At 48.3% G+C, this 22,029-nt stretch carries 11 protein-coding genes; all 11 read right to left on the bottom strand.

From position 1 onward, the window contains the following. Positions 1 to 29 precede the first annotated feature (29 nt). Positions 30 to 1,736: a RagB/SusD family nutrient uptake outer membrane protein gene (locus C7475_RS23075; protein ID WP_110055763.1), complete on the bottom strand. Its 1,707-nt coding sequence runs from the start codon at positions 1,734 to 1,736 to the stop codon at positions 30 to 32. Between the two features lie 10 nt (positions 1,737 to 1,746). Further along, positions 1,747 to 4,821: a SusC/RagA family TonB-linked outer membrane protein gene (locus tag C7475_RS23070; protein WP_110055762.1), complete on the bottom strand. Its 3,075-nt coding sequence runs from the start codon at positions 4,819 to 4,821 to the stop codon at positions 1,747 to 1,749. A 21-nt stretch (positions 4,822 to 4,842) separates the two neighbouring features. Beyond that, complete coding sequence (locus tag C7475_RS23065) at positions 4,843 to 5,808, bottom strand: DUF4961 domain-containing protein (RefSeq protein ID WP_110055761.1); 966 nt, start codon at positions 5,806 to 5,808, stop codon at positions 4,843 to 4,845. 21 nt (positions 5,809 to 5,829) lie between these two features. Next, the gene (locus C7475_RS23060) at positions 5,830 to 6,261 is read right to left on the bottom strand and encodes a DUF5004 domain-containing protein (RefSeq protein ID WP_110055760.1); all 432 of its coding nucleotides are present in this window, start codon (positions 6,259 to 6,261) and stop codon (positions 5,830 to 5,832) included. An 11-nt stretch (positions 6,262 to 6,272) separates the two neighbouring features. Beyond that, a complete protein-coding gene (locus tag C7475_RS23055) occupies positions 6,273 to 8,039 on the bottom strand; it encodes a RagB/SusD family nutrient uptake outer membrane protein (RefSeq protein ID WP_233259936.1) in 1,767 nt (588 codons plus the stop codon). Positions 8,040 to 8,179: 140 nt separating this feature from the next. After that, positions 8,180 to 10,867, bottom strand: coding sequence for a PQQ-dependent sugar dehydrogenase (locus C7475_RS23050; protein WP_110055759.1), 2,688 nt, complete (start codon positions 10,865 to 10,867; stop codon positions 8,180 to 8,182). Between the two features lie 92 nt (positions 10,868 to 10,959). Further along, positions 10,960 to 13,272, bottom strand: coding sequence for a GH92 family glycosyl hydrolase (locus C7475_RS23045; RefSeq protein ID WP_233259935.1), 2,313 nt, complete (start codon positions 13,270 to 13,272; stop codon positions 10,960 to 10,962). A 5-nt stretch (positions 13,273 to 13,277) separates the two neighbouring features. Then, positions 13,278 to 14,648 carry an SGNH/GDSL hydrolase family protein gene (locus tag C7475_RS23040; RefSeq protein WP_110055757.1) on the bottom strand — a complete coding sequence of 457 codons (1,371 nt, stop codon included), beginning with the start codon at positions 14,646 to 14,648 and terminating at the stop codon, positions 13,278 to 13,280. 13 nt (positions 14,649 to 14,661) lie between these two features. Then, a complete protein-coding gene (locus C7475_RS23035) occupies positions 14,662 to 17,157 on the bottom strand; it encodes a glycoside hydrolase family 38 C-terminal domain-containing protein (protein ID WP_233259934.1) in 2,496 nt (831 codons plus the stop codon). Positions 17,158 to 17,161: 4 nt separating this feature from the next. Further along, positions 17,162 to 18,643: a RagB/SusD family nutrient uptake outer membrane protein gene (locus C7475_RS23030; RefSeq protein ID WP_110055755.1), complete on the bottom strand. Its 1,482-nt coding sequence runs from the start codon at positions 18,641 to 18,643 to the stop codon at positions 17,162 to 17,164. Positions 18,644 to 18,660: 17 nt separating this feature from the next. Continuing rightward, positions 18,661 to 22,002 carry a TonB-dependent receptor gene (locus C7475_RS23025; RefSeq protein ID WP_110055754.1) on the bottom strand — a complete coding sequence of 1,114 codons (3,342 nt, stop codon included), beginning with the start codon at positions 22,000 to 22,002 and terminating at the stop codon, positions 18,661 to 18,663. Between the last annotated feature and the right edge of the window lie 27 nt (positions 22,003 to 22,029).

The raw sequence follows: 22,029 nt of genomic DNA, 5'->3' as shown, positions 1-22,029 counted from the left end.
AATCAGTTGATTTCATACAGGAATAAAACTTACCATCCAGGGTTCTGGCGCATGTTATCGTTCTTTACCACCTCGTCATATGGAATAGGATATAAGTACATCCTCGGGGCAGTAAAGACAGGCTTAAACACTTCCACCACATCGTAGGTGAGATCAGGTCCGTTCTTAATGATGCTCATGCCATGCAAGCCTCTGTTATATACCTGCTCTGCGATCTTCCAGCGACGGATGTCCCAGAAACGGTGTTCTTCGAAGGCCAGTTCTATTCTTCTTTCATTGCGGATCACTTCACGCATTTCATCCGGTGAAAGGCCTTCCTTCAGACCGTACATGCCGTTATCGCCCGCAGTTATACCTGCACGGGCGCGCAGGTCTTTCAATACCTGGTACACCTCCCCTGTCGGTCCGTTATATTCATTTTCTGCTTCTGCAAAATTGAGCAGCACTTCTGTGTAGCGCAGGTAGATCCAGTCGTGAGGAACGCTGCTGTATTGGGTAGCGTTCTCAAAGTTGCCCATGAACTTGCGCATGTAATAGCCGGTTTTAGTTCCAGGATCTGCACCACCAGGCCTGTGCTGCCCGCCTTCGAACGTTTGAATTTCGGTGTTCAGCCAGCGGGCACCATTATAGAGTATGCTCATGGTCAGGCGGGGGTCGCGATGTGTATAGGGATCGATAGGATTGTAACCGGAAGCGGGGTCGGTAATGGATAGGCCGGCATCAGTCGGGAAAGCATCTACCAGCTCCTGTGTCGGATTCGTACGGCCACGGGCCACTTTTGCAAATCCAACGGGGCCATTCGTGTTTTCAATTTCATCACTGTTACCGTTCTGCCGGAAGAAAATAATCTCACTGTTGTTCTGTGTGATGAATATGTTTTTAAAGTTCGGCAGTAATGCGAATGATCTTTCTTCTATGAGCGTACGGGCTGCATCTGCCGCGAGTTTCCAACGTTCTTTGTCATAGTTGGCATATCCTGTGAGCGTATTGCTTTCATCAATGTTTTGTCCGTTGAATAAAGGACTGGCTGCGTATAATAATACGCGTGCCTTTAATGCCAGTGCCGCCCCTCTGGTTGCGCGATGACTGTTCAACTCGGGCGCCGCAATCGGATTAGGACGCAGACTATCCTTTATTGCATCACATTCATTAACGATGTACTTCACACAATCAGCAAAGGAACTGCGTGGTACCTGTACATCATCGCCAAGCGCTCTTACAGTATCACCCATCAGAGGAATGCCACCATAACGTTTTAGTAGTTCGAAGTAAAACAAGGCCCTGATGAACCGCGCTTCTGCCTTCCAGGCGTAACGTATTGAATAACCGTTGGGCAATGTTTCCTTTACCGGCGATATATTGATGTTAGAGACAAAAATGCTTGCTGCCCTGATAGCGGCATAAGCGCTGCCCCAGGGCGTTTCTTCATTGATAAGGGCATAAGGGGTAAAAGCTCCCGTAGCCAGTTGCGATACGGCGGTAGTACCTGTGAAGCCTGATATAGCATCGTCTGATGCGGCATCCAGCAGATCGCCGGCAACACGGTTGTAGCCCCCAGGCAATTTTGAATAGATACTGTTGAGGAATTTGTTTGCGTATGTGCCAAGTGAATCATCCTTGTCAAATACATATTCGATCGTCACTTTTTCAAGCGGGATCTTTTCATAATCCTTACTACAGGCCACCAGGACCAAAAGGAAGCCTGCTAAGAGATATATAACGCGGAATTGCTTCATGATACTCTGTTTAAAACTTTATGTTAACACCTGTATTCAACACCCGCTGGATAGGATATGCACCTACTCCTACTTCAGGATCTACAAAGTCGTAGGCCGCATGTGTAAAGAGGTTTAATCCGTTTGCGAATACTTTCACGCCACCTAGTTTCGCTCTTCTTACCCATTCGTACGGCAGGTTGTAGGCGATGTTTACGTTCTTCAACCGGAAGTAATTACCGTTGCGCATCCAGAAAGTAGAACTGGCTTTATTGTAATTGTAATTGGCATCAGCAGTGAGACGTGGATAGGTTGCGGTAGTAGCTGTTTCAGGCGTCCAGCGACCAGTGATCTGTTCGTAAGCCTGACCGTAGGTGAAGTTCTGGAACTGGAAGCCCATCTCTGTAGCGAAGTTGGCTACATAGTTTTTTCTGTTGGTAACACCCTGTAAGAGTGCGCTTATCTCTATTCCCTTCCAGGAAATACCCATGTTCGCTCCATAGTAAATACGTGGCTTGAATGTACCGATGGGCGATTCGTCAAACTGGTTGATAACTCCATCGTTATTCAGGTCTTTATATTTTATATCTCCGGGGAGTGGTTTATATCCTGCAATGGTAGCATTACCTGCCGCTTCTTCAGCGGACTGCAAGAAACCGTCTGCAATATATCCGAAGGGCATACCTACCGGCCTTCCTGTTCTTTTGTTCCAGTCGTATTCCCGGCGCTGTTCATCCATGTACAGTACTTTACTCTGTTCGATGCTACCGTTGGCACTGATGAAGTAATGGAAATTATTTACCTGGTGCTGATAGGTCAGTGTCAGCTCTCCGCCAGTGTAGCGGTTTACACCAATGTTCTCAGGAGGATAGGCTGAACCTGATAACTGGATGCTTTTACCCCTTATCTGAAGTAAGTCGGAGTAACGGTCATTGTAGTAATCGCCGGTCAGCTGGAGCTGGTTGTTGAACATTGAGATGTCTATACCGATATCAATCTTACGGGCGCTTTCCCAGGAGATGTTCACATTGGCCAGTCCGTTTTCCTGGAAACCAGATGCAGGTGAACGCGCAGTACCCTGTTCGTAGATACCTCCACCAATGCCGTTGTTCTCACTGAAGTCTTGTCGCCAGATGTAATAGCCTGAGTTATCGATGCCGTTGCCTGTATGTGCATAGGCACCTCTCAGCTTCAACTGATTTAACCATGTTACGTTGTTCCTGATGAAGCTTTCCTGTGCAATGTCCCATCCAATACCACCAGCATAGAAGGTACCGTACTGCTTACCAGGCATATAGCGGTTGTAGCCGCTTCTGTTGATCGCTCCTTCCAGGAAATATCTGTTTGCATAGTTGTATGTTACCTTACCTGATATGTTCGTTGCCTTACCAGGAAGGTCGTAGTTGAAGATGGTCTGCCTTCTGTCAGCCAGCGCGATCACACTAAGGCCATGTGCGCCGAACTGCCGGTCGTAGTTCAATGCCAACTGACCGAAGAAATACTGCGCGTTAAATACAGAAATGAAATCGTTACGCTGGGTAACTGCTGAACCGTATCTGGCGTATGTTGTATCGTCTTGTGTGACGTTCATTCTGTATACCAGGTCCTGTTTGCTACGGTTAATAGCGTTAGCTGATTGTATGGACAGGTTGCCTTTCCCTTTGATAGAGAGACCCGGCAGTAAGCTGCCCAGATCATAACGGAGGTCCACATTCGCCATTACGTCCTTGCTGTTGTCCTGGATGTAACCGCTGTTGAGCGTTGATGATAACAGGTTGGTGGTCAGGTTACCGGTACCGCCCCAGCTGCCATTGAGATTATGCACAGGGTAAGCGACATTGGATGTTCCCAAAAGATCTGACAGTACTTTACCTGCACCGGCACCTGGCTGATTTCCTTCCTGCAGGCGACCGAAGAGCTGCATGCCTACATTCAGGTTATGTGTTACGTCGATGTTCACATCAGTGTTGATCAGGTATCGTTTCAGACCGGCATTCGTGTTATAACTGTTATCTGAATTGGTTCTGAATAAGCCTTGTTGACCAGTGTAGTTCAGTGATACGGAGTAACGGGCTACGTCTCCACCACCGTTCACGTTCAGGTTATATCGTGACATCGGTGCATTGCTTCGTAGGATCTCGTCATACCAGTTGACGTCAGGATGTGTATAAGGGCTTGTGTGATCACGGAAGGCGACGATGTCGGATTCTTTGTATAATGGTTGTTTGCCATCGTTCTGCAGGGCTTCGTTCAGCAGATAGGCGTACTGCCATGCAGGCAATGGCTTCGGCATACGTAACGATTGCTGTATGGCGGTTTGTGCTGTGAAGGATACACGAGGTTTACCTGCACGTGCGCGTTTGGTAGTTACCAGTAACACACCGCGTGAACTGCGCTGGCCGAGTAAGATAGTAGATAATCCATCCTTCAGCACAGAAATGGATTCTATGTTCTCCGGGTCGATGGAGAACACATCACGTTGTATACCGTCTACAATTGTAACAGGGACCTGACCACGCAGCCATAAGCCTATTTCGGTGTTATCGTTCGGTTCCAGTGCTCCGGGTCTTGGTATGTTACCAACGAATATGTCAACGTCGAAGTTGTTGCCAGTACCCGGACTACGGAAGCCGCTATTCTGTTGAGAGTATAGACCGGCAATACGTCCCGGCAATGCATAGGCATATAATGTAGCCGGTGTAGTGGACAACTGGTTTGTATATACGGTTGCGACAGACCCTACGATGCTGTTACGGGATGCATCACCGTATAAGACAGGAACTGACTTCGGTGAAGGAATGAATGAATCTTCCATTCTCAGTAACATGGTAGTGCCCTGTACCTTTTGTTCTATGGTATGATATCCGGGATACTTTATTACGAGTGTATTGTTAGCGCCTGCCTGAATACTGAAGTTACCTGTGGCATCGGTGGTGGTACTATCGCCCCTACCCTTAATAAAAACAGTTGCTTTTGCCAGCGGCTGACCATAGGGGTCCAGTAGCCGGCCTGATACCACCTGTTGCTGGGCCTGCACTTTCATACAGGCAAGGATCACGAGGCAGGTGAGTAAAGATATATATCGTTTGATGTTGCTATGCACCATTGTATAAATTTTATGGGACGGTTATTGGCATTTGAACGTGTATACAAATGGGTTGGCAGTATTGCTATAGCCTACCTGTACTGTGCCTGTAGCATCTGTAAAGAAGTATTCGATCTTCTCCAGCTCCTCTCCTTCCTGCATGTTGAAGTAACCGCGTGGCCAGAAAGTGATAGCGGATTTCTTACCGGTATATGGCTTCAGTTTAGACTGATCTGTTTGTATACAGGCTTCATATACTTTTCCGCCAGGTGTATATCCTCTTGCACAGAGGTAGATATTTTCTGCTCCACTGAGGGCAGTCTGTACTACGTCTGGATCGAAAGAGACGGTGAGCAGATCATTGTCTGTCGCCACTCCCGGCGTTACCGCTGCTATCTGCGGATTACAGAAGTCGATCAGATCGCCCTCACCGTTTGAAACCGTGAAGCAGTCTTTGAACTGGCACTTGTAAACATTGTTAGAACCAAATACGTCGCTCAGTCCTTCGGAGCTGGTACCCAGGAAGTAACCGGTTTTAAACTGTACATTGTCCGGGCCAGGTTTCGTTACGATGGTGATGTCAATGTTCTCTTTTACGCCCTGTGGTACGTTATAGTCCTGCTCTGTCCAGAACACCACCCATTCAAGGTTGTCGGCCATGAAGTTGCCACCCATACCAAAACGGGTTTTCAGTGCAGCGGGCCAGTTCTCACCATTTGTCGCTATTACACTGGAAGGCACGGGTACCATTTTACCGTTACCGTATGTTGTTGTAGTAAATGTGATGGATGTATTTGCTGTAGCCTGCCAGTCCTTTGGCGCCAGGAAGCCGATGATCAGCCTTGTACCTGAACGGCCACCGTCTGCTACGTCGATGCGGGTATGCATGACGATCGTCATGTCTTCGCCTGGTTTTGGATTGGTTGGTTGATCCACTCCTTCAAGGAATACGCAACCTGCCAGTAGTAACAAAAACAGGCCGATGATGCCCCATAAGTATCTTTTCATATCGTGCTGTATTGGATTGGATTAGGGTGCTACTTTTTCTAATGTATACAGGTATGTGTTGGAAGTACACCCCGGACTGAATGTAAATACCAGGTTACGCTTGCCAGCTACTACCGGATACGCAAAGCTGCTGCTGACCGGCGCATCTGTACCTGTTTGTGAGAAGGTGATGCGTAAGGGATACTTCGGATCATCCAGTGCATAGCTACCGTTTTTATTCACTACAAAAGGTAGTGGGTGCTCGATGCTGTATTGATTTTCTTTGTTGAAGCTTAGTCTGAACTGTGTAAAGTCGGTCAGTGTAGTAATGTCGACACCATTTCGAACAGCTTTGACAATGCGCCATTCTCCCGAAAGATCTTTTACCTGCTCGGGCACAGCTATTTCCTGTTGTTTGCATGCGCTGATGATCATCAACAGTATCAGTACGCATATCGGGAATTTTGATCTCATTGGGAATGTTTTTACCAGAGTGGATTTTGCTTTAGTTCAGGCGACTTCGCTGTTTCGCTTTGTGGAATTGCCCACAGGTACATAGCGTTGCGGAAGTTATGCTTGCGTACAGGGAAGACGGTATAGGTGACGTTACTACCATTCCGGATGACCTTCATGCCGTTCATTGTCTTGTTCTGTGTCTGCTCCGCGATCTTCCATCTTCTTACGTCCCAGAAACGGTGACCTTCGAAAGCCAGTTCCACTCTCCTTTCTGTTTGGATCGCCGTACGCATCTGATCGCGGGAAAGGCCGTCAGGCAGTTCATACGGCGATAATCCGGCGCGCCTGCGTACAAGTTCTACGGCGTCGTATACAGCTTGTGTAGGGCCATCATATTCATTTGTAGCTTCTGCAAAGTTGAGCAGCACTTCTGCATAACGCATCAATGGGAAGCAGCGCTGAGAGCCGTGGATAAAGTTGGCGGCGATATTCTCGTCCAGCATCTTGTTGGTATAGTAACCGGTAGGCGTACCTGCGAGTACAGCGTCCTGGCTGGCGCCGGCACCATTGGCATTGAGAAAGATATTCACCGGTTCTTTGAGTCCGTTGTTTTGTATTAACGGCGTCTGGTCACGGATGATGGAATATGCGAGCCGAGGGTCACGATCTTTGTATGGATCGTTCGGTTGATAGCCAGACGCAGGGTCCGTGATCGGCATACCGTTAGCCATGCTGAAAGCGTCTACAAAATCCTGGTAAGGAAAGCCACCCTGCCCACCTCCACGGGACGGCGGCTGCCAGGCAGTTTCCAGCTCACGGTTCCCCCCCTGCATCTTTGCCAATATGTATTCGGGGTTCACGCGCAGGGTAAATAACTTATAGAAGCCATAACCTGGCGCTGTCGCGTTGTCTTCATTCAAAGAATATCCGCCGGTGGACATTACAGCGGCGGCGGCATCGGCGGCCAGCTTCCAACGTTCCTGAACATTGTCCGTATAACCGGTCACTGCATTCTGCGGATCGATATTACCGCCGTTGAAGAGCGGACTGGCAGCATACAGCAATACACGTGCTTTGAGGGCCATTGCAGCACCTCCGCTGGCACGGCCGTAGTCTTCACGGATACGTTCCAATGGCAGTGCACCTGCGGCGGCATCACATTCTGAAACGATGTAGTCCACACAGTCTTTGTAAGTGTTACGGACTGCAGGAATCTTATCGGTTACGTTGAATACGGAATCGCCTAACAGTGGAATGCCTCCGTAGTGTTTCAGCAGGGAAGCATAGTACCATGCCCGAAGGAAACGGGCTTCGGCCGCCATTGCGTTACGGATATAGGAAGGTATAGGCGCTCCCGGCAGATGTTTCAGGAGCTGGTTCACACGCCGGATATTCGTGTAACAGGTATTCCAGGCATCGGCGCTGATAATGGAAGGATTGACAGTACCTGTAGCGAATTGCACGGAGGTGGTGATAGAAGCCGACTTCTGTGGCTCCGCCTCATCACAGGCAGCGTCCAGTCCGCCGTTACCGAAACGGGTAGCGCCTTCGGCAAAGCCGATGTCAAGGTAAATGTTGGTAAGGAAATTTACTGTCCGGGCACTGTCGGTAAAGACAGCTTTTTCGTCCAGGTTGGATGTCTCCGTCTGATCCAGGAAGTTTTTCTTGCCACAGGAAACCAGGGCAACCATTCCTATACACAGGCAAAGGGGTGCTGCGAACATGAAGGTCAGTTTCATAACGTCAATACGTGGTAGCGTTCTGTTTTTGGTGATAAAATCTGCTAATGAGGACATAAGCGTCCCTGTCCCTATTCATAAAGACACCTCAAAAAGTCCCTACCGCCATACCGGCCATTTATTTTCCGGAAATAAAAAAAGCCAGGCATTGCTGCCCGGCTTTCTGCGAAAAGTATGTATAAGTATTTGTTTGTGTGCTACTTATTCTTAACTGTAATTGAAGTGATCTTACCTCCTGCTTCATTGAAGACAATGAATACATCATGTTTACCGGTCGTTCCGGACAGTTGTGCAGTCAGTGAATTATCCTCAGTAGCTGAAGTACCAGATTTAACAACAGGGGCCGCGTCCATCTTATCAAGCCTCACCTCAAAGGCGCCACATCCGCCTCTCTTTGTACCGGATACGGTCAGGCCTTTCAGTTCGCTGAGATCGACTTGTTTTAACAGTATATAACCACCTTTTTCTTTCACGGTAGCCACGGACCTGTTTCCATTGAAGTCAATACCCTGGGAATCATCGGCGTCGGCGATAAGGATATTAGGATTGCGTAATTCCACAATGCTTTCGCCTTGCTGTGCAGGCGCCAGTGCAGTGCCTTTGTCTTTATATGCCGCTCTGAAAATGAATGATCCTTTGTTGGTTTGTCCGGCCTGCTCGTTGGTAGTGTAAGTACCGGTAACAGGCAGGTTTTTAGGTGCTTCTTTTTTCTCGCTTAAGCTTAAGATATATTTTACGATAGAGCCTACTTCAGCATTGCTCATGGAAGAGTGGGCAGGCATCATTGCGTCTCCCCAAACACCAGCGCCGCCGGTGATCACCTTTTTGGTCAGCTTAGCCTGTGCTGTTTTATCGTCTTTGTATTTCATGGCCACCTTTGTGAAAGATGGGCCTAAAGAAGCTGTATTCAGTGCATGACAGGCGTTACAGTCGCTCTTTTTGATCAGGGCTTTGGCACCTGCGTGAGCGGCTGAAGCGTCGAACCTGTTCTGGTTTTGGGCTACTACCGTCATATCATAACCTTCTGACAGGTAGTTGATAGATACCGATACCTGTGAAGGCAGGATACGTTTATTTGCCAGGCTACCGTCTTCCTTGTCGGATACGCTTACGGCGTATTTGACAGTGCTACCAGGGAAGAAGAAACTGGAGTTGCCCTGTGTAAATTTGAAATCTACTTCTGGTACAGCGTTACCGGCGGAGATCTCGACAGACTTGCTGTTTTTTGCTCCGGCGGGATCGGTTACGGTCAATGTAGCCTTGTACACACCGGCTGTGGTGAGTTGCAGTTCAGGATCGGCGGTTTTGTAAGTTGTTACAGGTGCTCCGTTCCGGGTGATCTTCCAGCTGTAGCTCAATGAATCGCCGTCAGCATCTGAGGTACCGGCTGACGATAATTGCACTTTTAAGGGCAATGGGCCGGCTGTTTTGCTCGCGGCGACCTGCACCACCGGTTTACGGTTACCGCCGTTATATTCGATCTTAATGAGCTCTGCTTCGGGATTGTCTTTGAAGTAACCGTTGCCGTATTCCAGGACATAGAGGGCACCGTCAGGACCGAACTTCATGTCGATAGGTCCACGCAGGGTCAGGTCGGGCAGGAAACGTTCCATAGAAACGAACTTGCCCTGATCGTCCAGTGTTACTGACAATATCCAGCCGCGTACCCAGTCGGTTACCAGCCATTTGCCTTCGTAGTATGTCGGAAAAAGGCTTTTGGCAGTTTTACTGAAGTCGGACTGGTAGAAGATCGGTCCGCCGACAGCACTTCTGCCGCCACTGCCTGTCAGCGGGAAGTCTTCGCTGGCAGCATAAGGATACCAGATCAGCGGATTCTCCACAGGAGGCAATGTATTCAGGCCTGTATTGTTTGGTGAGTTGTTAACGGGTTTTGCAGGGTCCCACCATTCGCCGGATTCTTTTGTAGCGAAGTTGTAATCGCGGTAGGCTTCCTTACCGATGAAGTAAGGCCATCCAAAGTTACCCGCCTTTTTAGCTACGTTGAACTCGTCGTATGACTTTGGTCCGCGCAAGTCGGAGGAATTGGAGCCATCCGGTCCTACTTCACCCCAGAATAACCAGCCTGTTTTACTGTCGATGGTGAGCCTCCAGGGATTACGGTTACCCATGGTGTAGATCTCAGGGCGCGTTTTGGCTGTACCCTGCGGGAAGAGGTTCCCTTCGGGAATGCTGTAAGAGCCATCGGCCTTTGGACGGATACGCAGGATCTTACCTCTGAGGTCGTTGGTATTGCCTGATGATTTCTGTGCGTCTCTCGGGCTTTCGCCGGGACGTTCATCGATGGGCGTGAAACCGTCGGATGAACGAGAGAAGGTATTGTCGCCCGTACTGAGGTACAGGTTACCTGTTTTATCGAACACCATACCACCGCCTACGTGACAACATTCTTCACGTTGAACGGCTACGTCCAGCATTACCTTTTCCGTACGCCTGTCTAATTTTCCTCCTGCCCAGGTAAAACGTGACAAGCGGTTTACTGAGACTTCTTTGGGAGAATAGTATACATAGATCCAATGGTTCTTTGCATAGTTCTGGTCCAGGATAACGCCCTGTAAACCGTCTTCCCCTTCAGAGTGCTCGCCTTTTTTGCTTACGTACTCACGGCTTACGTTGAATTCTGCTATTACCTCCATTTTGTTGGTGGCAGGATTGTACAGTTTCAGTTTGCCTTTACGTTCGGCGTATAATACTTTTCCGTCATTGAGTACCTGGAATTGCATAGGCTCCTCCAGCTTCTGCTGCAGGACCACTTTAGTGAACCTGTTATCTTCAGGTTTCGTGGCATTCTGACCTTTCGCTATCGTTCCTGAAGCAAGTATCACTGTCCACATCGTCAACCGCATCAAGGGATTTAATCTGATCATGTTGGTAATAGGTTATTAACATTTTTCGTGCGTACACACGCGTGACAGCTTAAAGAAAGCAAAATTTTATTTATCGATAGTCAGATTATGTACTAACGGAGTCCCCAGCTTTTATTCGGTTCCTTGCCCATTTCCAGGACCAGCTTTCCACCGGCGATTATATCTGCATGATCGATATGTGAAAGATCATACGGTTTATCATTCAGCCATGCACGCTGGATATAGCGGTTCCGGGAACTGTTGTTACGGGCAACAATTGTGAACTGTTTACCTTTGGCGTACACCGGGTCCAGTTTAAGTGTAATGGAATCGAACACGGGACTGGTAATCTCATAACGAGAACTACCCGGGCATACGGGATGCAGACCGCTTGCCGCCAGTACGTACCATGCAGACATCTGGCCAACGTCTTCATTACCTACCAGGCCTTCTACTGAATTATGATAGGCACGTGCACAGATCTCGCGCGTCCATTTCTGTGTGAGCCACGGTGCGCCGAGATAGTTGAACAGGAAAGGTACATGATGCACTGGCTCGTTGGCATGATTATAATAATCATTCCACATCATGTTAGCCGGTACCTTGTCAAAGAAACTGGTCAGATCGGCCAGTGCCTTTTCTTTTCCTCCCATGAGGGCGATCATTCCCGGAACATCCTGCGGTACAAACCAGCCCTGTTGATATGGGCTGCTTTCAATGGTACCATAGCCCTGCTTCATACGCCCTTCTTCCGGCCATGCAGCCCAACTGCCATCGTCGTTGCGCGGGCGAAACCAGGCTTTGGAGCTGTCGAATACATTACGATAGTTGAGACCTTTTGCGGTGTATATCTTTTCGTCTTCCTTTTTGTTCAGCATACCAGCGAACTGACCAAAACACCAGTCGGAATAGGCGTACTCCAAAGTCAGTGATACGCTCAAGCCACCTGTGGAATATCCTTTGTCACCATTACCGAATTTGTCTACTGTGTTCTTTGCGAAGGTATAGGCTTTCTTTGTATCAAAGTTACGTATGCCTTTTGCATAGGCATCTGTAATTACGGATACTGCGGGATTGCCTATCATACAACCGCTGTAGGCATTGAGGATTTCCCAGCGTTCCAGATAGCCGCTATCACTTTCTTCCGCCAGTTTTACCAGTGAGTTGATCTCATCGTTTACAACACGGGGGTTGATGATAGTTTGTAAAGGCATCTGACTGCGGAATACGTCCCAGCCGCTGAAGATCGTACGTCTGCTGAAGCTTTTATTCTTATGTACCTTTTTATCGCCGCCAAAATATTTACCGTCTACATCCGAGCATTCACGGGGATCAATCATTGTGTGATACAGGGCTGTGTAGAACACCTTCTTTTCTTCTTCTGTGCCGCCTTTAACATCTATTTTACCGAGTGCATTATTCCAGAGGTCTTTTGCTCTCTGGCGTACGCCATCGAAATCCCAGTCTTTGATCTCTGCCTGCAGGTTAGCTTTTGCTCCGGCAACACTGACGAAGGATATACCAGCTTTCATCAGCACCACTTCCTGTTCGGTCGTAGCAAACTCGGTGTAGAATCCATGGTGCCTGCCTAACAGCGCCTTGACTCCCGGACCTGGTATTACCGTCGCCTTCGCGATCTGTTGCTGATAGCGATCACTTTCTACGTCTTCACGTTTGCGCGGGTTACTAACGTTCGCCATCCAGTATCCATGTTTAAACAGGGGCTTACTAAACTGTGCATAGAAATATACTGTATAGTTAGCCTTACCATCGCCGTTGCCCCAGCCGCCGCCATCGGGTGTACAGCGCATGTAGCCGGAGATAGTGTGGTTATCTACCACTTTCACTTCCTGCCAGGTGGACGTCCCTCCCACTCTGCGTGCCAGGTCGATCTGTATACGTGATTGCTGGTTGGCCGGGAAAGTGAAACGGAGTATGCCGCTATGTGGCGCAGCTGTCATTTCGGCTTTAATATTGTGCTCTGTGAGTTGCACTGAGTAATAACCTGCGCTTGCTTTTTCCGATTCCTTTGAGTAAGTTGAACGATAGCCTTCTTCCGGATGATCCGCCCTGCCGGCAGCTGTCTGTAACTTACCAGTCGTTGGCATTACGAGGAAGTTACCAAGATCGCCATACCAGCCGATACCACTCATCTGTGTAAAAGCAAACCCTTCGATGGTCTTATGTTCATAACTGTAGCCGGAACCATTATCACCACCGGTAATGGTGTTAGGGCTCACCTGCACCATTCCAAACGGCGTTGCGGCACCGGGGAAGGTTTTCCCGAGGCCGTGGTAAGTACCTGCAGCATCCGTGCTGGTACTTGCGCCGATGAATGGATTGACATAGTCAGCAGGTTGCTGTGCATAACTGATACATGGAATGGCAATAACAGTGGCTGTCAGTAGCTTAACAATAGTCTTCAAAATAATCAGATTTTAACGATCTCAATTTTATGCGCAACAGGTTTATTCAGGCGATAAACCAGGTTGATGATGGTGTCAATTTCTGCCTGCCAGGCTGCACGCATCTCTTTGAACATGGCAGTTTCATAATTCCCCTCATGGAAACGGAGAAAGCCGTCCGTTCTTGAATGTATGCGGGCGCTATCTATTGCCGCAGCATTGTCCTGCATTAACATATTCCTTTTTTCGAAGAAGTTACTCTGCACCCAGTAGTAACTACGAAAACGTGATTCAGTTTCTGCGCGGCGGAGATTGAGCTGCATAATTGAATATGCCTGTTTAAACTGCGGCGTTTCCGGCTGTGTTGCCAGATTGATCCCGTTGGCAAAGTCGCTGGCAGACCATTTACCAATGTTATGTCCGTCTATCAGCAGATTATAATCGCCTGACTGTAAGCCTGCTACCTTCAACATTTCACGGTTAAACTCTTCTGTAAAAGGTATCCAGTTCAGGGCATCGGATTGTTTCTGATCATTCCCCCAGATACGTGCAACGGTATCAACAGGAAATGGCAGTGCGCCTGCAAGATAGTCAAAACTTACTTTGCTGGTAGTCGCTGTGAGGCCGCTAATTTTACAGTTTGTAGCCTGTTGTACTTTACCCGCGTTAATACGCACATCGGCAATGGGTTGTCCGCTCAATCCCTGGCTTTTCAGGAAGATAGACGCCATTACCAGGTGTCCTGCGTTACCCGGGTGGATCCTGTCCGGACCGATCATCGTAAAAGTGGAATCTTTCTGCTGGAGGCGGCTATTGATTGCTGTCATAGGACGCAGAAGGTCTACAAAAGGCCAGTGGTTCTTCTGTGCGGCAGCCTCCTGGAAGGCAGCTACTTCCAGCAAGGCTTTTGATTTGCCTGGGAACAGGTTGCCTTTGATCTTTGCAGTTTCGTCGTAGGGCGGTGAGGACATCAGTATTTTATGAACAGCCGGCAGCTGCAGCAAGCGCTTTTCTATCATCTCGTAGCCTTTTTTAGAAGCCGCGATACGTTCACGTGCGGTCTTCTCCGCATCGGTGCCATTGAACTCGAAGTAGCCGGTATCATTCATACCGAATGTAAGCACTATTGTATTGGGCTTTTTCGCAAGGATGTCATAGTCTAATCTTCTGTAAATATCGGATGCCTTGTCGCCACCGACACCGCCATTCATGATAATGATCTTCCTGTCGGGGAAGTGTGTCATGTAATATAGATAGACATAGGACACATAAGCGCCTGCTTCTGTGATACTGTTACCTACGAAAACCACGCGGTCGTTTTGCTGGAAGGGCTTCACCTGTGCAGCAGCGGATAGCGATGCCAGGCAAATGCAAATAGAGCTAAAAATGTTTCTCATATCGTGCTGTTTATTATTGAACTTTTATGTTTTTTAAACGGATTGTGCGGATACCAAAGCGCGGTATTGCCAGGCGAATGGCTGTTTTACTTGCTTGTTGTCTCATCGTCAGATTGCCGAGGGGCTGACCGTTCAGTTGTTCAAGCATAGCATTATCAGCTATTCCGGAGATGTACAGCGTGCGTTCCCGGTCATCGCCTGCGGCGTTGTAGATCCTGATGAGCAGGTCATTGCCGTCCATCATCAGGGCGGGTACCTCCCAACGGTTATCTTCAAGTGACAACAAAGAGTACGATTTATTGTCTTTGACTGTTGCTATCAGCAATGGTTCACACCATTGTGCTGCTTCGTTACTGACGCCGCCGGTGGCCCAATTGCCGGTATGAGGTACAATGGCATACTGCACATCCGTAGGCCCGTCCACACGATAGTTACGTCCCCACAATGCCGTGCCTGCGTATTGCAAGGTGAAGCCCAGGGGGTATTGTTTACCGTGTACGTAGCTGGTGGTATGATCCGTTAAAAGAGCCAGACCGTTCTTACCATCTGTCACATCAGCCCAATGCAGGATCACGTTGTTTTTGATGCTATCCCAGGTATTGAAGAACGTGTTAGAAAGCTGGCTTTCTGTTACGTCGTAAGGAGCGTCTTTACTGAGTTGTTGTTCTGACAGATTGAGCGGGAACAATACCTGCAACTTGAAGCTATCATTATAAAATGACTTATAGCGGTCTTCCGGTTTAAAGTGAGCTACCTGTGGTGCACCGATGCCTGGTTCTCCCTGCCAGTCGATCTTCACCCGCATGTCTATTCTTTTGTTTCCATTGGTCATTGTGATCCATTGTGTGAAAGGATGACCTCCGATAGCACCTTTGATCTCCACTACTGTCTGCGCCTGATTGTCTTCCGTTATATTGACGGTAGCGGCGTTATCCATGCTTGAACGCCAGACGGCGTCTTTATAGAAGTATCCTCTCAATTCATTAAAGCCACGGGGATGTTTTATGTCTACCAGCTCCTTGTTCTTCATCTTTTTAGCACGCAGGCTGGTGATGGCGCCACCTCTGGCAGGATCGATCTCCATGCGGTATAGATCTGTTTCAATGCGGTAACGGCCATTGGTCAGCTTTCTATCTGTCTTTGAGTGAGCGATATCTTTTGTTGTTTCTTCAACGCTATAGCTGGAGTATCCCATTGACGGGACACTAGCTTTGAAGATGAGCGAGCTGTCTTGTTGGCGGTATACCGGCACCTGCCTTCCTTTGCTATCTGTCAGCTTTAATAACGGACCTTTATAACCGGGGATGACAATCCATTCATTACGGGGATATGCGGTCGTATTGAGTACCCTTAACTGCTTACCCGGTGTTCCCTGCTGGTGTAGCAGAAGATCGCTTACCTTAAGCGTCATATCCGTCCAGCGTTTGACTTTACTGATCCAGGTATCTCCTGTATGATCGTTATTGTAAGGCACAATCCAGCAGTCATGATGTTGCGACAGCAACAGCGATTTCCAGGCAGTATCCAATGCGTGTTGAGGCCATGACTGTTGATGAAGCAAGGTATTGATAGCCGCGTACTTTTCAGCAGCTGCCAGTTTGTTTTCTGCTTTCCTCACCTGTTGTGCGATGCGTTGCAATACCTGCGATCCCCAGACAAGGCTTACCTGGATATCTTCCTGACTTAGCTTCCATACAGTAGTATGTTGCGAGTCGGCAACGTGGCCTATGTAGTTACGCCATGTTTCATATCGTCCGCGTTCTTTCAACCAGGGACCAACACGCCATCCGGCATCCTGTAAGCACATACCCACCGGCTGTTTAATACCGGCTGCCAGTGCAGACTGTATATATTCCGGACTGTTATTCCACGCGGTTGTTTGCCAGGTAGACTTTTCCAGTAAGGCCTCTGACTTGTACCTCGTTACTGCTGGCAGGCGGCTACCATCGGGGCCTTGCCACGCGACTAATTCTCCGCCGAAGGCGCGGGTATATCCACCCCAACAGGTATTGGGATTTTTTAGTGATGCATATTTGAATCCGAATGACAACAACACCTGTGGCAATGCACTGGTAAAACAAGGTTCTTCACTGGAATAAGTGGTGAACACTGCTTCAGGGAAATGTTCTTTTACTTTTTGGATACCATAGCTGAGTTGTCTGATCATGCTTTCACCGGAGCTGGTATACAGATAGCTTTGGCCGTAACCGGGATTGACGTATTCGATACGGCCGGCATCCGACTGGTTGGCAAAGATCTTTTTCAGTGCAGCATAGGCCTGCGGCTCTTCGACACGGGCAACGTCCCAGGTTTCCGGTTCAATTTCCAGATTGATCTTCCAGAAAGGATTGAGCTGCAGCTGTTCGACTATATAACCTGTATAACCTGCCGGATAATGCCCATATTTTCCGCCGTGATAACCATCTATGAAATAATGCTGCTGGGCAAAGGACTCTCGTACCACAACGGTGAGTAACACCGCGAGGCAAATAATAGTATGTCTCATCATCTGATTAAAGTGCTAAGTCTGGGTTTTTCTGGACTTCAGCTAATGGCAAGGGCAGCTGAAGGTCCGTGTTATCAAATGCGCGAAGATGATTGGGCGCTTTATATCCTATCAGGCTGGTCATGCGGCCATTGGCCACATCAAAAGCCTTACGTGTGCGTAACATATCGTACCAGGTGTGAAATTCGAAGCACAATTCCCAGTAACGTTCTTTCAACACATCATCGGTACTTAAAGATGCTGGTTTGTCTGCCGCCGGAAATGCACGATGTCTCACGGTATACCAGGCATCGATAGCAGCTGCATCTGTTGTAGTGCCTCCGTCCAGTTGCGCCTTCGCTTCTGCGCATAACAGCAATACTTCAGCGTAACGTATGAGCGGAAAGTTAGCACCTGAGCGACCTGTCTTTTCTGCATCAGCATCCCAGAATTTGAAGATGTAAGGCGCAGGAAAAGATACTGTGTCAGCAGGCTTGTCGTACCTGGGATACTTTGTATAAAAGAAAGCCTGTTCCTGTTTACGGCCATCACTGTTATCGTAAGCATCATAGAATGCTTGTGTCGGCGCCATTGCTCCACCATATGCAGGCTGTATAGAGATGGGCAATTCCGGATAAGGCAGATATGCTCCATGAATATTACTTTCTGCCAGTGTGGGATGCCGCTGCCACATGAAGATATGTTCCCGTGTATTTTGTAAAGCGTGATTACGCAGATCACTGTATTGATCGAATAGTGAGAACTGCCTGCTATTAATCACTTCCAGGGCCTTGTCATATGCTTTCTCATAATACGTGATCCCTTTCTGCATCGGATATCCTGCCATTGTGATGTATACCTTTGACAGGAGCGTCTTCACTGCTCCCAGGCTTATATGTCCTGTAGGATCGATCCAGGGCAGACCACTATTTTCGGCCTTCACAAGATCTTTCACGATCTGTTCGTATACAGCCTCTTTAGGTGAACGACGGATCTTTACATCGTTCGGATCTTTTGTTGTAGTTAGTTTCAACGGGATATCTCCGAAGAGCTGCACTGCCTGGAAATAATACCACGCGCGCAGGAAGTAGGCCTGGCCGAGGTATCGTTGTTTTGTTGCTTCGTCTACCAGTGTTGTGATGCTTACATTTTCGATCACACTGTTACAGTTTTCCACCGGATAATAAGTTGCATTCCACCAGGCCTGCAAGCGTGAGTTGGCTGCATCCATTTTAACAAGGCGCAGAAACTGATCATCTTCAAAGCCCGAAGGTCTTGGTCTGTAGCTGTACCCGGTGATATATTCCAGCGAGTAAGCGGGGCTTACTGCTATACCGATATCTTCAATGAACGGAAGGGAAAGTCCCTCGTAAGTACCATTCACCGCAGCCTTGATCTGTTCTGCCGTTTTGTAATAATCCTCCAGTCCCAGCGAGCCGGATGGCTGCTCATCAAGGAAATTGACGCAGGATGTGAGGAGTATCAACGGCAACAGCAACAATCGTTTCATATCTCAAATTCTTTTACTCAAAATGTAACGTTCAGTGAGAAAGCCAGTGTTTTGGCTTTCGGATACTGATAGAGATCTACGCCCTGGTTAAAGTCACCATCAAACGAGGAAGCCTCCGGATCGTATCCTTTATATTTTGTGAACAGAAAATAATTCTCTGCACTGACGCCCAGTGCTGCCGATTTTACGTGGCAACGCTTCAGCAAGCTCTCTGGCAGTCGGTATCCCAGCGAGATATTACGAACGCGCAGGAACGAGCCTTTTTCTATCGTGTAACTATCTATCTCATTATCGATGCCGTCACCAGGCAAACGCAGGGCAGCGTTGACTGCATCCTGATGTTCCGGTGTCCAGGCATCCAGCACACTCTTATAGCTATTGAATGAAGGCGCCGCGTTCTCCATGATGACCCGGGTCAGATTAGCGAGACTATGACCGTAGATCACCTGCAGGTCGAGTGCCAGTGAGAAGTTGCGATAGTTGAACGTATTCACCAGGCTTGCTTCGAAATTGGGCATACCGTTACCCAGCACTGTGCGGTCGCCCGCATCTTTCACCTTGTTGTTATTAAGGTCGGCGTACTTCAGGTCACCTGGTTTCTTTCCAAATACAGCGGCTTCGGCAACTTCGTCTGTGCTCCATGTGCCCAGACGCTGGTAACCGAAAAACTCGTTCAGCGGACGGCCTTCCATAATACGGCCTGCCCAGGGATACATAATGTCTCCGTTCAGTTCCAATACCCGCGAGCGGTTCATGGAATAGATCAAGGAGGTATTCCAGAGGAAGTGTTTACGCCGGATATTATCCGAAGCGATGGACAACTCAACTCCTTTGTTACGGATAGAACCGATATTGTCAAATACGCCCTGGTAACCCGATGTAGCCGGTAACAACTTGAAGTATAACAAGTCTTTCGTTACCCGGTTATACAGATCAGCAGTAAACTGGATCCTTCTATCCCACAATGACGCGTCCAGGCCGAAGTTCAGCTGGTGCGCCCTCTCCCATTTCAGATTGCTGTTCCCAAGACTACCCAAAGTGGCAGATGGTTCTACTTGTCCGCCGAAAGGGGCCTGTCCGCTGTTAACCCTACTCTGTGTTACGTAATCTCCAATGTCTGAATTACCTACAATACCATAACTGGCACGCAGTTTCAGATCGTTGACAATCTGTACGTCTTTCATGAACGGTTCTGATGATAAACGCCATGCTGCTGAAAAGCTGGGAAAATATCCGTAGCGGTTATTAGCCCCAAAGCGTGATGATCCATCTGCACGGAATGACATGCCGAACAGGTAGCGATTATCATAGTCATAGTTAAACCGCATGTAAAATGAGTTCATGGCAGTCTCACTTTGTCCGGACGTTGGCCGTTGCGGCACCAGGCCGGTTTGCAGACTGTTATATGAAAAGAAGTCGTCAAAGAACCCTTCACTGCCGGCCTGTGTATTCATGTTGGCAAAGTAGTACCAGCTGGCCCCGGCCACGCCGGTGAGCTGATGTTTTCCAAAGCGGTCTTTCCAGGTAAGGTAATCTTCCGATGTCCAGGAAGCAGAATTACCATGCCCGCGAGTAGCTACTCCGCGCTGGATATCGGAGTATCCAACGATATCCCTGCCTGAAAAATACAAGCTATAGTTAGCGCCTGTTTGTCCGCTGATACCGGCTGTCAACTGCAGTTTGCTGCTCAGATAAAAAGTAGCCAGCAGGTTGCCCATGGTATAGGTACGCCCTGCAACTGACTGTACTTCGTTCATCAGTCTTACCGGATTTTCGGAATTCTCTGCACCTGGATAGTCCCCTTTCCTTGTGTATGTGCCATCCGGATATCTCACCGGAAAGAAAGGCAGGAACTCATAGATCTGCCGTACTGCGTTGAGACCGAATGTATTAATGTCTACGTTATTCTGTTTAAATGACCCGCTGTTGATCACTGACTGGATATGCAGCCACTTCTTCACATTCCATCCGACGTTGATGAAGCCATTCAGCTGGCGGGAATAGCTATTGATCAGAATACCCTGCTGGTCGTTGTACGAGAGGCTTGTCAGTACTGATATATCATCTTTGCCTAAAGAAAAAGCCAGTGCATGTTCGTGTGATATAGCCAGTCTGCTCGCTTCTTTCTGCCAGTTGGTATTGTATTTAGGCGTACCATCGCTGTTGAACAAGTCGTTCTTACGTGAGAACTGACGATCCGGATCAAGATGCGGTGCAATGCGGCCTGGGCTGTATTCGTATTCACGTTTGAACATTTCCAGTGCTTCATCAGCATTCATCAGGTCTATCTCCCGAGCCAGGGTAGCAAAGCTGGCGGTATTGCGGAATGAGATAGCCGGACTGTTCTTCGTTCCTTTTTTAGTCGTTACCACGATCACGCCATTAGCACCTCTTGAGCCATATATAGCGGAAGCGGCGGCATCTTTCAAAACATCCACCGAACCAACTATATTCGGATCGATGCTCATAGGGTCTGCACCAACGATACCATCGATCACGTACAGCGGACCGTTATAAGCGTTGATAGAACCTGTGCCTCTTATCTTTACGATCGGATTGCCGCCCGGTTTACCGGAGTTCAGCATCACACTTACACCAGCTACTTTCCCTGCCAGTCCCTGGGCGAGATTTAATGTCGTAGCACGTTCGTCAAGCTGCTCACCGTTTACGGTCCCTACTGCAGTGGTCAGGTTGTCTTTATTGGTCGAACCGTAACCGATCACTACTACTTCGCGGAGCGCGGAGGTACCGGGTTGCAACATGATATTCAGCGATGCTGTTGATGATACTGCCAATCTTAAGTTATGGAAGCCCATCAGGTTGAAGCAGAGCGTATCTCCGGCTGCTGCATCAATACGGAATGCGCCATCCTGGTCGGTGATGCTGCGGTGAGTAGTACCTTTTACGGTAACATTGACACCGGGAAGGGCCGTACCTTCTGCATCTGAAACGTGACCAAAGCGAGCCTGTATGAGCGGCTGTTCAACAGTTTGCTTCTTATCCTGCATAACGAGGATGCTTCTACCTCTCATTTCATATTGCAAAGGTGCGGGCAATAGCTTCAGCACCTGTTCGACCGAAATATTCTTTTTACTGATCGTTATCTTACCACTGCGTGTTACTTCAGATGGATTGAAAATAAACCGGAATGGTGTATTTGCTTCGATCTGCTCAAATACTTTATCGAAGGTCTGGTTGACTACTTCGATATTTACCAATGTCTGTTTTAGTTCATTAGTTGATACAACCTGGGCGGATACACGTAAATCTCCTCCGAAACAGCATAGCATTATCATGAAGGCTATGTACATAGCCTTTACATGCAGGCGTCCCGCTGTTTTTCTTTCATAACTTCCCATTATCTTCCTTCTCCGGAAAATCAGATC

This window comes from Chitinophaga sp. S165 (assembly GCF_003182155.1).
GTDB lineage: Bacteria > Bacteroidota > Bacteroidia > Chitinophagales > Chitinophagaceae > Chitinophaga.
Note: the sequence above shows the minus strand (reverse complement) of the source record. Positions and strands in the feature narration are given on the sequence as shown.